This is a genomic window from Actinomadura sp. NPDC048955, from assembly GCF_040649435.1.
Taxonomy (GTDB): domain Bacteria; phylum Actinomycetota; class Actinomycetes; order Streptosporangiales; family Streptosporangiaceae; genus Spirillospora; species Spirillospora luteofluorescens.
Genome location: NZ_JBEZJI010000033.1, coordinates 53,116 through 66,435, shown reverse-complemented (window position 1 = coordinate 66,435; position 13,320 = coordinate 53,116). Strand labels below are relative to the sequence as shown.

Annotated in this window: 11 protein-coding genes; 5 read left to right on the top strand and 6 right to left on the bottom strand. The window is 72.6% G+C overall.

Annotated elements, in window-relative coordinates; all coding sequences use genetic code 11:
- Positions 1–4: 4 nt before the first annotated feature.
- From AB0C84_RS27805 to AB0C84_RS27790, 4 genes are read right to left on the bottom strand one after another with little or no spacing between them, the layout of a single operon-like run.
- Positions 5–1,327 (bottom strand): ketosynthase chain-length factor, encoded by a 1,323-nt coding sequence (locus AB0C84_RS27805; protein ID WP_361072072.1) that lies wholly within the window; start codon positions 1,325–1,327, stop codon positions 5–7.
- The gene (locus tag AB0C84_RS27800; protein ID WP_361072069.1) at positions 1,324–2,607 is read right to left on the bottom strand and encodes a beta-ketoacyl-[acyl-carrier-protein] synthase family protein; all 1,284 of its coding nucleotides are present in this window, start codon (positions 2,605–2,607) and stop codon (positions 1,324–1,326) included. The genes AB0C84_RS27805 and AB0C84_RS27800 overlap by 4 nt, the downstream gene beginning before the upstream one ends.
- Positions 2,604–3,059, bottom strand: a complete 456-nt coding sequence (locus AB0C84_RS27795; RefSeq protein ID WP_361072066.1) for a cupin domain-containing protein — start codon at positions 3,057–3,059, stop codon at positions 2,604–2,606. The genes AB0C84_RS27800 and AB0C84_RS27795 overlap by 4 nt, the downstream gene beginning before the upstream one ends.
- Complete coding sequence (locus tag AB0C84_RS27790) at positions 3,056–3,199, bottom strand: hypothetical protein (RefSeq protein WP_258941703.1); 144 nt, start codon at positions 3,197–3,199, stop codon at positions 3,056–3,058. The genes AB0C84_RS27795 and AB0C84_RS27790 overlap by 4 nt, the downstream gene beginning before the upstream one ends.
- 923 nt (positions 3,200–4,122) lie before the next feature.
- On the opposite strand from AB0C84_RS27790, the gene AB0C84_RS27785 reads away from it, so the two are divergent.
- Positions 4,123–4,962 carry an SAM-dependent methyltransferase gene (locus tag AB0C84_RS27785; RefSeq protein ID WP_361072062.1) on the top strand — a complete coding sequence of 280 codons (840 nt, stop codon included), beginning with the start codon at positions 4,123–4,125 and terminating at the stop codon, positions 4,960–4,962.
- Here AB0C84_RS27785 and AB0C84_RS27780 read toward each other — a convergent pair.
- Both AB0C84_RS27780 and AB0C84_RS27775 read right to left on the bottom strand, forming a co-directional pair.
- The gene (locus AB0C84_RS27780) at positions 4,945–6,033 is read right to left on the bottom strand and encodes a septum formation family protein (protein ID WP_361072059.1); all 1,089 of its coding nucleotides are present in this window, start codon (positions 6,031–6,033) and stop codon (positions 4,945–4,947) included. The two genes, AB0C84_RS27785 and AB0C84_RS27780, sit on opposite strands and share 18 nt — an antisense overlap.
- Before the next feature lie 85 nt (positions 6,034–6,118).
- Positions 6,119–6,742, bottom strand: coding sequence for a maleylpyruvate isomerase family mycothiol-dependent enzyme (locus AB0C84_RS27775; protein ID WP_361072055.1), 624 nt, complete (start codon positions 6,740–6,742; stop codon positions 6,119–6,121).
- A gap of 286 nt (positions 6,743–7,028) precedes the next feature.
- Here AB0C84_RS27775 and AB0C84_RS27770 point away from each other — a divergent pair, with 286 nt between their 5' ends.
- From AB0C84_RS27770 to AB0C84_RS27755, 4 genes are all read left to right on the top strand, one after another.
- Entirely contained in the window at positions 7,029–8,465 is a 1,437-nt protein-coding gene (locus AB0C84_RS27770; RefSeq protein ID WP_361072052.1) for an MFS transporter, read from the top strand.
- 96 nt (positions 8,466–8,561) lie between these two features.
- The gene (locus AB0C84_RS27765) at positions 8,562–10,091 is read left to right on the top strand and encodes an FGGY family carbohydrate kinase (protein ID WP_361072049.1); all 1,530 of its coding nucleotides are present in this window, start codon (positions 8,562–8,564) and stop codon (positions 10,089–10,091) included.
- The gene (locus AB0C84_RS27760) at positions 10,088–11,761 is read left to right on the top strand and encodes a glycerol-3-phosphate dehydrogenase/oxidase (RefSeq protein ID WP_361072046.1); all 1,674 of its coding nucleotides are present in this window, start codon (positions 10,088–10,090) and stop codon (positions 11,759–11,761) included. The genes AB0C84_RS27765 and AB0C84_RS27760 overlap by 4 nt, the downstream gene beginning before the upstream one ends.
- A complete protein-coding gene (locus AB0C84_RS27755) occupies positions 11,758–13,305 on the top strand; it encodes an FAD-binding oxidoreductase (RefSeq protein WP_361072043.1) in 1,548 nt (515 codons plus the stop codon). The genes AB0C84_RS27760 and AB0C84_RS27755 overlap by 4 nt, the downstream gene beginning before the upstream one ends.
- Positions 13,306–13,320: the final 15 nt, after the last annotated feature.

Here is a 13,320-nt window from a genome sequence, read left to right as displayed (position 1 = left end):
GGGGTCAGGTTCCGGGAAGGGCGCGGGTGGCTCGTTCATCGCGTGGTTCGGCCGCCGGTGGGGTTTCGCGCGGGCAGGCGGCCAGGACGAGAGCGCTGTTGAACCCGCCCTCGCCGCGCGCCAGGATCAGCGCGTGGTCGATGCGGGCGGGCCGGGGGCGCCCGGTGACCAGGTCGAGTCCGTAGGACGGATCGGGACGGACGTCGGCGGTCGGCGGGATCATCCCGTCGCGCATGGCCAGCAGGCAGGTCGCGACGTCGACGGCGGCGCCGCCCGCCGACATGCGTCCGGTCATCGCCTTGGGCGCGGTCACCGGCACACCGCCGGCGCCGAACAGCCCGGTGAGCGCCTCGGCCTCGGCACGGTCGCGCATCGTGCCGCCCGCGGCGTCCGCGAACACCACGTCGATCCGCTCGGGGGCGAGGCCGGCGTCGGCGAGCGCGAGCGCGGCGGCGTTGCGCAGCGTCGCCGGGCGGCTCGATCCGGGCGGCGGGTCCATCGTCGCGGCGTATCCGGCGACCCGTCCGTACCGGTGGCGGGCGCCGCGGGCGCGGGCACGGCCCTCGCGTTCCAGGACGAGGATCGCGCCGCCCTCGGCGAGCACGTGCCCGGAGGCGTCGGCGGCGAAGGGGCGGTAGGCGGTCGCCGGGTCGTCGCCGGCGGACAGCTGCGGAGCGGTCGGCGCGTCGCGGCCGGCCGACATCGCGGTCACCCCCCACGAGCAGACCGGGGCCTCGAACCCCCCGGTCAGCACGCCGTCGGCGCCCTTGCGCAGCACACGGCACGCCTGCCCGATCGCGTCCAGCCCCCCGGCCTGGCCGCTGACCAGGACGCCGCAGGGGCCGCGCAGCCCGTGCCGGATGGAGATCTGACCGGTGTTGACCGCGTAGAACCAGGCGTACGACTGGTACGCGCTCACCTTCTTCGGCCCCATCGACCACAGCTTGCGGAGCTCGTTCTCGCCGAACTCGAACCCGCCGGCGGAGTTGGCCAGCACGACGCCGTACCGCAGCGACTCCTCGGGGGACGGCGACAGCCCGGCATCGGTGATCGCCCATTCGGCGGCGGTCAGCGCCAGCTGGGTGAGGCGGTCGGTCTGCGGCAGCAGCCGTCCCGGGAGGTGGTCGCGCGGGACGAATCCGGGGACCTCGCCGGCGAGCCGGGCCGGGTAGCCGCTCGGGTCGAACCGGGTGATGGGCCCGATCGCGATGCGGCCGGTCAGCGTCGCCTCCCAGTGCCGCTCGGCGCCGAGGCCGCTCGGCGACACCACGCCGATCCCGGTGATGACCGCCCGGTCGTCCTCGGCGGCCGCCGCGGCGCCGGTCATCCCGGCCACCGTCCCGGGGCGCTGAGCACCATCGCGCTCTGGAAACCGCCGAACCCGCTGCCGACCGTGAGCACCGTGTCGACCCGCTGCTCGCGCGCCGTCACCGGAACGTAGTCCAGGTCGCATTCGGGATCGCGATGCCGGAGGTTCGCGGTGGGCGGGACGAGGTCGTGCTCGATCGCCAGCGCGCTCGCCGCCACCTCGATCGCGCCGATCGCGCCCAGCGAGTGCCCCACCACCGACTTGATGGAGCTGACCGGGAGCCGGTAGGCGTGCTCGGGACCGAGCGCGAGTTTGAAGGCGGCCGTCTCGTGCCGGTCGTTCTGCCTGGTGCCGGACCCGTGCGCGTTGACGTAGTCGACGCCCTCCGCGGGGACGCGCGCCTCGTCCAGCGCCGTTCTGATCGCCGCCGCCATCTCGGCCCCGTCGGGCCGCAGCCCGGTCATGTGGTAGGCGTTGCTCCGGGACGCGAACCCGCGGATCTCCGCGTGCACGTGCGCCCCCCGCGCACGGGCCGCCGCGGCGTCCTCCAGCACCAGCATCGCCGCGCCCTCGCCGAGCACGAACCCCGCCCGGGTGGCGTCGAACGGTCGGCAGGCCCGTTCGGGGTCGTCGTTGTCCGGGGACGTCGCCCGGATCGCGTCGAAGCAGGCCACCGTGATCGGGGAGATGGGGGCCTCGCACGCCCCCGCCAGCACCACGTCCGCGGCGCCGTCGCGGATGATCTCCACACCGTGCGCGACGGCGTCCAGTCCGGAGGTGCAGCCGGTCGACACCACGCAGGCGGGCCCCTCGGCGCCGACGTCCCAGGCGACCTCGCGGACCAGGGACGCCGGGACGAGGTAGTCGGGCAGGTGCGGCGAGCCGTAGGACGGATCGACCACCGGGAGGCGGCCGCTGTCGCTGACCACGCTGTACTCGCGTTCGAGCGAGACGGTGCAGCCGACCGCGCTGCCGACGACCACGCCGGTGCGGGCCGGGTCGAGGTCGCCGGACCGCAGGCCGCAGGCGGCCAGGGCCTCCCGGGCGGTGACGAGGGCGAACTGGGCGGCGCGGTCCATCCGGCGCCGCTGCCGGGGCGTCAGCCCGTGCCTTCCGGCGTCGAAGTCGATCTCCGCCGCCATCTGGGACCGGTACGGCCCCGGATCGAACACGGTGATCCTGCGGAAGGTGGGCTTGCCGCCGGTGACGGTCTCCCAGAAGCCGCCCGCGCCCGGGGCGCCCGGCGTCAGGACCCCGATCCCGGTGATCGCCACGGGGCGGGCCGGCCCCCCGCTCATGCCGGCTCCCGCGTGCCCACGGCGGCGGACGGAGGCATGTCCACCGCCGGCGGCGGCCCGTCGCCGGCCGGCTCGGCGGTCTCCACATGTCCCATGTCGGGGCTCGGGGCCAGCGGCCCGAGAAACAGCACGGCCGTCGCCGGCCGGTCGCTCCGGTTCTCGTAGCCGTGCCGGGCGCCGCGACGGATCAGCACCGCTTCCCTGGCGTCCACGACCTGCTCGACACCGTTGACGGCGAGAACCAGCCACCCCTCGGAGACGTAGACGTGCTCATCCGTGTACGGGTGGTAATGCTCGCTGACGCGCTCCCCCGGCTGGAGTTCGAGCAGCGCCATGAGGCCCGCCGTCGTCCGGGCCGTGCCGGGCGACAGGAGCATGCGGATGCTGCCGCCGAGCCGGTGGTTCGGTTCGACCTCGCGGGCGCCGACCTTGACGGCTTCGAGCGCGTTCACGTTCCCTCGCCCCGCTTGGCGGCCGGTGCCGGACCGGCGTGAACGGGCGGAGCGGCCGACCCGGCCCGCGTCCGGTCGCGGGCGGGCGCGTCGCGCACCTCGAAGGCGTGCGTCGCGAAGGGCATGGGGGTGCGGGCCATAGGGGGTTTCGTCCTTCCTGGCTGGCGGCGGCCTCCCTCGCCCTGCTCGGCAGCCGAGGGTGGCCGGTACGCCTCTGGAGATCGATGTCGAGCGTCGTGTCGGGGCCCTCCCGCCCAGGGGAAGCACGTGCGCTCGATCCGGGCTCGCTCCTTTCAGGGAACCGCGCGGACTCTCTTCTTTATAGCCAATAGCGAACGATCAATGGCAGGCCATAGGTAGATTGTTGCGAGATCCTCGGAGCACAGTTCTTCTGAAATCCGGACCGAGCGCGCCATCAAGACACCCCACCCCCGAAAGGGGTTCGATGTGAGTCATTTGCGCCACATGTCCGGGCTGCACAACTCGCCAGATGAGCCAGCCACGCCGGTTATGCGACCGAGGGCGCCCCGCTCGCCATGACGACGATCATCGGCTCTGACCTGCTGAGAGCATCCAGGGTGGCGCACAGGGCACGGTCGAGGCACCGAGTCGACGCAGGCACCTTTTCGTACCCCACGGCATTAGCGAGAAGAAGATGTCGAGCGGTCAGGAAGTCAAAGAGAGAGCATTCCAGGCGTGACCATAAACGACCTCGCCTGCAATGACGAAGTGCTTTGAATCCACACCCCAGGCCGTTGCCAGTAGCAGGCAGCCGACACCGACCCACCCGCTCCTCGCCCTCAGACCAATTCGCCGCGAGTGCACTGGGCCGCGCCATAAGGGCACGCGCTCATGCGGCCGCGACCCCGCGCCCACGATGAGCGGATCCCGCGGCCGAGGCGGATGCGTCCGAACGCGCGCCTCGGGGACCGTTCCACAGCCGGGGCTCCCCGCCCGCCGTGACACGGAGACGGCTCGCTGATATGAGTGATCCACACGACGCGCGACGGTGCCGCCCCTAGAGTGATCTTGGGCGGCAGTCATGACGATCGAGGGGCCGGAAATGACCGAGGACCAGGTGGACCTGAATACCGAGATCCCCCATTCCGCCCGGGTCTACGACTACATTCTCGGTGGCAAGGACAACTATCCGGCGGACCGTGAGGCCGCGACGAACATCGTCGCCGACTGGCCCCACCTGCCGAGGTCCATGCGGGCCAACCGGAATTTCATGGCGCGAATGGCCCGTCGGCTCACCGCCGAGTTCGGCATCCGGCAGTTCCTGGACATCGGCACCGGGCTGCCCACCGCGCCCAACCTGCACGAGGTGGCCCAGTCCGTCGCGCCGGACTCGCGAATCGTCTACGTCGACAACGACCCGATCGTTCTGGTGCACGCCCGCGCCCTTCTCACGAGCACGCCGGAAGGCCGCACCACCTACCTGGACGCCGACTTCCTCGACCCCGACGCGATCCTGGGCTCCGGCCACCTGCGCGACACCCTCGACCTGAGCCGGCCCGTGGCGCTGAGCCTGATCGCGATCGTGCACTTCATCCCGGACGACGCCGAGGTGCAGCGGATCATCGACCGCCTCATGGAGCCGCTGGCCCCGGGCAGCATGCTGGCCGTGTCGACCTGCACCGCCGACAGCGCCCCGGACGAGGTGGCCGCGGGCGTCGCCGCCTACAACGCCAACGGCATCCCGCTGGTGGCGCGCACGAAGCCCGAGGTGGAGCGCTTCTTCCACGGCCTGGAGATCCTCGATCCGGGCATCGTGCTCGTCAACCACTGGCACCCCGACCGCGAGGCGTCCGAAGACCCGGACGCCCACGTCCACATGTACGGCGGCATAGGCCGCAAACGCCAGGCGGCCGCCGAGGCGGGGTCAGTGCGGGACCACTGAGCGCTTCAGAGGTCCGTGACGGCCCTCGATCAGGCAGAAGACCAATCGCTCTCCGGCTTCCCAGTTCGTCCCGTCGGGGGCGATGAAGTTGATGTCAGTGGAGTCGAGGACATCGGCGGGCGGTTTCGCCCCCCAAGCCTTGCGGAAGATCTTGCCGCAGCGTTCGAGCACCCCCTTCTCCATCCGTTCGTCCCCCGGGTAGTCGTCGCCCTGCAGCGTGTAGACGCCGAGCACCTCGAATTCATGTTCCTCAGTACAGGCGATGAGGGGCTGGTCGCCGTGGGCGTCCCACTTCTTGATGCAGTCACCCGGCGCCAGTTCGGGGGTGTATCGAGTTGTCGTTTCCATGGTCTGGTGGAGAGGGGCCGGCAGCAGCCCTGACCCCTTGTAGACCATGACGCATGTCGCGACCCGCTTTCCGTCGGCCCACGCTTCCTGATCCGGGGGCGCGACATAGAGCGTCAGATCGGGGCCGTACCGGCTTCTATCCAGAAACTCGGTCCGCTCACGGCAAACGGTCCGCGCCCGGTCGGTCATCTCCTTCTCTCCTGGGTACGGGGTGTCCGGGAGCTGCCCCTCGGCACCGACCTCTCCCTGATGACGCGTGGTACAGAGCGAACGCCGCGCGTACATACCGGTGGCGGTCTCTTCGAACTCGCCGAAGCACTCACCGGGGCGCATGTCGGTGACCGCCACCTTTCCGTCCTTGCGTGCGGACGGTCCGCTCGTGTCCAGGGGCAGCAAGGCGAGCGCAAGGGCGACGGCGGCGGCCCAGGCTAGGGAGGCGGCCAGTCCGCCGATGGCGAGTCCCTTGCCCCTCTCGTCGCGGCGGGTGGTCTGGACGAGCGCGGCGATGACGAAGCCGACCGCGAACGGGATCAGGCCGAGCAGCCCCGTGACCAGCGCGATGACCGCGAACCGGTTCGTCCGGCGCGGTGCGGGGGCGGGCAGGGGCGGAGCGGGCGCGGGGGCGGACGGGAGAGCCGGGGGCTCGGCGGCGTCGGGCGGGGCCCAGGCGGGGGACGGCGCCGGGTCGTTCGGGACGTCGTCAGAGGGAGGTGGCGTGGTCACGGCGGAACCGTAGAACCAGAAATCCCAATGAAACCGGCATTTCAGGCAGTCGTCGCCGAGTCGTGATCATGAAGGCCGGGACCCGTCAGGTGGTGGCCAGGGTGGGGGCGCCCGGTCCGGAGAGATCGTTCGACGCCGCGCGGCGGCCGGACATCGCCAGGAGCAGGGAGAGCGCGGTTCCGCTCACTTCCGGGCCGTCTCCGACCGAGAGGCCGGCGTCCGTCGCCGTGAAGCGGAAACGGGCCGTCAACTCTTTGGCTCCGCCGAAGGATGCCGGTGTGCGGGCCTGGTAGCGGAGCGATCTGACGACGGCCTCCAGCGGGTAGGCGTGGACGATGCCCAGGGGCCGGCGGATGTCCTCGCCGTGGACGACCTCTTCCACCAGCCGGCTGTCGAGCGACCCCGGAGGGGTGGACATCCGTGAGGCCACCTGGCGGAACCGCTCCAGCGTCTCCTGGGGTGAGGCGCCACGCTCGCGCTCCACCCCCTGCGTGTTCTGCCGGTCGAAGTCGAACCGCGCCTGAGCGAGGCGGAGGACGAACCCGAGGCGGGTCGTGCGGGCCGTGTCGACCAGGTGCGCGACCACGTCGTGCACCGTCCACCCGTCGCAGAGCGAGGGTTCCTCCCACCGCTCGCCGTCGAGGTGCGAGAGGTCGTCGATCAGCGCCGCACGCTCCGCGTGCACCATCGGCCAAACATCGTTCTTCACGGTTCTCTCCTTCGGAGACCATCGGGTCCGGAGTGAGGACCCGCGGCACGGCGAGAACTCATCGCCGGAGGCGCGCGTCGCTGGATCGGCCCGTGGCCTGCGGCTTTGCAGGCGGTCCGCGCGGGGCAGGGCAGGGATGTGGCGCTTGACACACCGGATCGGACCCGCCTAACCTCCCGTCAACCGACAGGCACAGACGAAGACACCCCTGTCAGTGGTCTTCGTCTGTGCCTTTGTCATTCCCGGACCGCTGGCAAGGGTTTCAACCCCCCGAAAGGCGGCGGGCATGAACGACGGCCCTGCGAGCAAGAGAACGGCGGTCATCCGCAGCGCGGCGGACGCGGCCGGCCTCATCGACACCCTCACGAGCCTGCGCGGCCGGGCGAACTGGATCTGGTTCCTCGCCCTGTCGGGGCTGTTCCTGGACGCCTACTCCAACGCGGCGCTGGGCGCGGGGCTGTCCCCCATGGTCGCGCAGCTGGACCTGTCGCCCACGCAGGTCAGCGTGCTCACCGCGATGGCCCCGGCCATCGCGATCGTCTCCAATCCGTTCGGCGGCTGGCTCGCCGCCCGGATCGGCCGGATCAGGCCCCTGCTGATGACGAAGGTCATCTTCGGGGTCGGCGCGATCCTGACCGCGGTCGGTTCGGACTTCCAGACCGTCTTCGCCGGACGGGCCCTGGTGGGCGTCGCCTACGGCATCGACTTCGCCGTGGCGATGGCGCTGCTCGCCGAGTACACCCCGTCCTCGCTCAAGGGCCGGCTCAACTTCTGGCAGGGCGCCTGGTACGTGGCGACGACCACCAACCTCGCGCTCACGCTGCTGTTCTACAAGCTCGACGTCGGCTCCGACATCTGGCGGTGGTCGGTGGGCTCGGCGGTCGTCTTCGCGACGGCGCTGTTCCTCCTCCAGCTGGCCTTCCTGGTGGAGAGCCCGACCTGGCTGGCGTCCAAGGGCCGGCTGCGGGAGTCCGCGGCGAACCTGCGCCGCCTGTACGGGGTAGAGGCGCAGGAGGGCCCGCTGGCCACCCCGCAGGCCCGGGAGGCGCGCCACCAGGTCGGCATCCGGGACGCGGGGGTGCTGTTCCGCGGCGCGTACCTGCCCCGGACGGTGTTGTCCACGGTGATCTCCCTGACCCAGTCCATGCAGTACTTCGCCGTCGGCTGGTACCTGCCGGTGATCAGCCTGGAGCTGTTCGGCAAGGAGTTCGAGAAGGCGACCGCGGGCTCCATGGCGTTCAACGCGGTCGGCATCGCCGGCGGGTGCCTGTCGGCCTATTTCGGCCGCCGGCTCGGGCTGCGCGTCAGCTCGGCGGCCGGGTACGCCGTGGTGTTCGTGGCGCTGCTGGTCATGGGGGCGACCTTCAAGCAGCTCCCGATCGCGCTGGCCGCGACACTGCCGGTGCTGTTCATCTTCTTCCACTCCGCGGGTCCCGGCCCCAACGGCAAGTCGATCGCCGCGCTGTCGTACCGCAGCGACATCCGCACCCTCGGCACCGGCGTGACCGGGATGCTCGGCAGCTTCGGCTCGGTCGCCGGCCTGTACGTGTTCCCGCAGCTCCAGGCGGCTTTCGGGGTCGGAACCAGCCTGATGGTGCTGTCGGCGGTGCCGCTGCTCGGCCTGGTCACCTGCGTGATCGTCAAGTGGGACCCGACGCGCGTCGCGGTGAACCTGGAAGAGGAGCCGGTCCGGCTGGAGCGCCGCGAGACGGTGCCGGTCTGAGAGCGGTGCCCGTCTTAGCGCGGTGCCCGTCTAAGAGCAGTGCCCGTCTAAGCGCAGTGCCGGTCCGGACGCGCTGAGGAGAGGAATGTTTCGCAGATGATCAGAGAACGCCGGCGCGGCGTGCTGAGCATCGACGAGGGCACCACCGGGACCCGCGCCGCCGTCGTCCTCGACGACGGCGGCGCGGTACCGGCCGCGTACCTGCCGATCTCGGTGCGCTCCCCCGACCACCTGCGCGTGGAGCAGGACGGGGCGGAGATCTGGGAGAACACCGTCCGGGTCTGCCGGACGGCCCTGGAGCGGGCGGCCGCGGACCGGGTGGAGATCGCGGGGGTGTCGATCTCCACGCAGCGCGCGACCGTGCTGCTGTGGGACGCGGTGACCGGTGAGCCGCTGAGTCCCGCCGTCGTGTGGCAGGACCGCCGCTACGCCGGACGGCTGCGGGAGTGGGAGCCGGACTGGGACGAGCGTCTCGCCGAGTGCACCGGCCGGCCGGTCGGGTCCCGTGCCCCGCTGCTGTGGGCGGCGGAGGAGATCGCCCGCAACGCGGAGGCGCGGCGGGCGCACGAGCGGGGCCGGCTGGTGTTCGGGTCGATCGACACCTGGCTGGTCTGGAAGCTCACCCGCGGGGCCCGGCACGTCATGTCCGCGACGAACGCCGTCGCCGCCGGCGCCTACGACCTGAGGACCGGCGCCTGGTACCGGCCGTGGGCGGACTTCCTCGGCTGCCCGCCCGACATCCTGCCGTCCGTCGTGGACGAGGACGGGGACTTCGGCTCCACCGACCCGGCCGTCCTGGGGGTGCGGCTGCCGATCCTGTCGGTCATGGGCGACCAGCACGCGGCGATGGTCGCGCTCGGCGCGCACCGGCCCGGCCAGGCGATGTGCGTGCACGGGACGGGCACGTTCCTGGACGCCGTCGCGGGCGACCGGCCGCCCGGCCGCCGGGACCGGGTGCCCGGCGTGCTGACCCTGCTCGCCTGGCGCTCGCGCGGTGTGCCGCTGTTCAGCCTGGAGGGGTACGCCGCGACGACCGGCTCGGCGGTGCGCTGGCTCTGCGAGGAGATCGGGCTGTTCGAGTCGCCCCGGCACCTGGCCGAGCTGGCCCGCGAGCACTCCGGGCCGTCCCGCGTGCGGTTCGTGCCCGCGCTGGCGGGGCTGCGCACACCGGTCTGGGCCCCGGAGGCCACCGGGCTCCTCGCCGGGTTGAGCCTGTCCACCACCCGGGCCGAGCTCGCCCGCGGCGTCCTCGACGGTTTCGCGCACTCGGTGTGCGACCTGCTCGAAGGCGTGGAGGAGGCCATGGGGCGGCCCGTCACCGACCTCGTCTGCGGCGGCGGCCTGGCCGGCAGCGACGCCCTGATGTCCGCCCAGGCCGACCTGATCGGGCGGCCGGTGCGCCGCGCCCTCGCCCATGAGACCGCCAGCCTGCGCGGCACCGCCTACCTCGGCGGCGTGCGCGCCGGACTGTGGCCCGACCTCGCCTCGGCCGTCGCCGGGCTCGGCACCGCCCCGGTGTTCGAGCCCGCGCTCGCCGACGGCGACCGCCGGGAGGCCCGCGCCGCGTGGCGCGACCTGCTGGCCCGCCATGTCCCCACCCACTCAACGAAGGAATCGACGTCGTGATCCGGCTTACCGAACGCAAGGCGAGGCCAGAGGCGAGGAACGCGGTCCGCCGCACCCCGCTGGCGCTGGACCGCGGCGCGCAGATCGAACGGCTCGCCGCCGAGCGGTTCGACGTGCTCGTCGTCGGCGGCGGCGTCACCGGCTCCTACACCGCGCTGGACGCCGTCAGCCGGGGGCTGAAGGTCGCCCTCGTGGAACGGGACGACTTCGCCTCGGGCACGTCCTCCAAGTCCTCGAAGATGGTGCACGGAGGCCTGCGCTACATCGAGCAGGGCAACCTTCCGCTGGTGCGGCGCTCGCTGCTGGAGCGGCAGCGGCTGCGCCGCAACGCCCCGCATCTGGTGCAGCGGCTCCCCTTCGTGTTCCCCGTGCTCACGCAGGACGGCGTGTTCGACCCGCGCATCGCCAAGGCGTTCGAGGGCCTGCTGTGGACCTATGACCTGGCGGGCGGCTGGCGCATCGGGCGGCTCCACCGGCGGCTCACCGCGCCGGAGGTCCTCGTCCGCGCGCCCCGGTTGCGCGCCGACCGCCTCCGCGGCGGCCTGCTCTACTACGACAGCCGCACCGACGACGCCCGTCTCACCCTGACCATCGCGCGGACCGCCGCGCACTTCGGCGCGGCCGTCCTCAACGGCGCCGCCTGCCGCGGCCTGGTCCGCGAGGGCGGGCGCGTGCGCGGCGCCACCGTCCATGTCGACGGCCGCGATATCGACGTGCGCGCCGGAGTGGTCGTCAACGCGACGGGGGTCTGGTCCGACACGCTCGACGCGCTGTCGGATCCCGGCCACCGGCCGCGCGTCCGACCCGCCAAGGGCGTGCACATCGTGGTGCCGTGGACCCGGCTGCCGATCGACGGGACCGTGACGGTGCCCGTTCCCGGCCGGGCGCGCCGCGCCACGTGCACCCGATGGGGCGACGTGGTGGTGGTCGGCACCACCGACACCGACTACGACGGGCCGCTGGACGAGGTGCTGTGCACGCGCGAGGAGATGCAGTACCTCCTCGACGGCGCCAACACCGCGTTCGACGCCGGACTGGGCGCGGACGACGTCGTCGGGTCGATCGCCGGGCTGCGGCCGCTCGTCGGCGGCAAGGAGGGCGCCACCCTCGACATGAGCCGCGACCACCAGATCACCACCGACGCCCACGGGCTGGTGACCGTGACCGGCGGGAAGCTCACCACCAGCCGCCACATGGGCGAGCTGGTCGTGGACGAGGCGCTGAAGGAGCTCGGCCGCAAGGCGCGCTGCCGCACCGTCCGCCTTCCGCTGCTGGGCGGGGCGGGCTACGACGCGGAGGCCACCTCGGCGACCGGGGGGCTGGGCGCGCACCTGGGCGAGCGGTACGGCACCGAGGCCCGCTTCGTCGCCGACCTCATCGCCGAGGACGCCTCGCTGGCCGAGCCGGTCATCGAGGGCGGCGGGCACCTGCGGGCCGAGGTCGTGTACGCGGCCCGGTGCGAGATGGCGCGGACCGTCGACGACGTGTTGTCGCGCCGCACCCGGATGCGGCTGTTCGCCCGTGACCTGTCGGTCAAGGCGGCCCCGGAGGTCGCGCGGCTGCTGCAGCGGGAGCTGGGGCTGTCCGACGAGGAGGCCGGGCGGCAGATCGAGGACTACGTCTCCGGCGTCGAGCGGGAGCGGACCGTACTGATGGAGGAACTCAGTTGATCAGCAGGCAGACCATCACCCACCCCTTCAACCGCGGCGACTACGTCGTGGGGGCGCCCACGCCGCCGCGCTGGGCCGCCGACTGCCCGCCCGGCGACGGCGAGGCGAGCCTGCAGGAGGGCGTGGTCCGGGTGCCCGAGGCGGTCGTCGCCGAGCTGCGCGCGGCCGCGGCCGCCGTGCACACCGCCCGGGACGAGGTGGTCCGGCGGACCCGCGACTGGTGGGCGGGCACGTCCATCGGCGAGACCGACGGCCGCCCGGCCACCCCCGAGGCGGTGGTCGTCGAGGCGGCCGACGAGGAGCAGGTGGCCGCCGTGGTCCGGATCTGCGCCGCGCACCGCGTCCCGCTGACGGTGTCGGCGGGGCGCAGCAACGTGCTCGGCGCGGCGCTGCCGGTGTCCGGCGGGGTCGTGCTCGACGTCTGCCGGCTCGACCGGATCCTGTCCTTCGACGCCGAATCGATGATCGTCGAGGTGCAGGCGGGGATGTTCGGCGACCTGTTCGAGCAGGAACTCCAGGAGGTCCACGGCGCCACCGCGGGGCACTGGCCGTCGGCGTTCGCGATCTCCACGGTCGGCGGCTGGGCGGCCTGCCGCGGGGCGGGCCAGCTCTCCACCCGGTACGGCAAGATCGAGGACATGGTCGTGGGGCTGGACGTGGTCCTGCCCGACGGATCGTCCGCGAGCTTCGGGACCCACCCCCGGGCGGCGGTCGGCCCCGACCTGCGGCAGTTGTTCATCGGCTCCGAGGGCACGCTCGGCGTGATCACCCGGCTGCGGCTGCGGACCCACCGGCTGCCCGCTTACGCGTCGGGCCTGGCGTACGGGTTCGCCACGTTCGCCGACGGGCTGGACGCCTGCCGCGAGATCCTCCAGCGCGGCGCGACCCCCGCGGTGCTGCGCCTGTACGACGCGCACGAGAGCGGCACCCATTTCGGCGAGCCGGACACCAGCCTGCTGCTGATCGCCGATGAGGGCGACCCGGTGCTGGTGGACGCGACGATGGCCGTGGCGAAGGAGGTCTGCGCGGCCCGCGCTCCGGTGACGCTGGACGGGGACGCGGTCCTGGCCCGCTGGCTCGACGAGCGGATGATCGTGGGCAAGTCGGGCGACGGGTTCGCCAAGGGGCCCGGCTTCGTCGCGGACACCTGCGAGATCGCGGCGCCGTGGTCGTCGCTCACGGCGCTCTACGACGAGGTGATCGCGGCGGTGGAGGCCGTTCCGGGGACGCTGCGCGCCTCCGCGCACCAGTCCCACGCCTACACCGACGGGGCCTGCCTGTACTTCTCCCTGCGCGGCGACGTGGAACGCTCCCGCCGGCGGGAGTGGTACCGGGCCGCCTGGGACGCCGCCAACGATGTGCTGATCCGGCACGGCGCCGCGATCAGCCACCACCACGGCGTGGGCCTGCTCCGATCGCCCTACGTGCGGCCCTCCCTGGGCAGCGGCTTCGGCACCCTGGCGGCGGTCAAACGAGCCCTCGACCCGAACGGGATCATGAACCCGGGGAAGCTGGGCCTGCCCGGATTCTCCGAGGACATCTGAGCGCACATAGGGTGA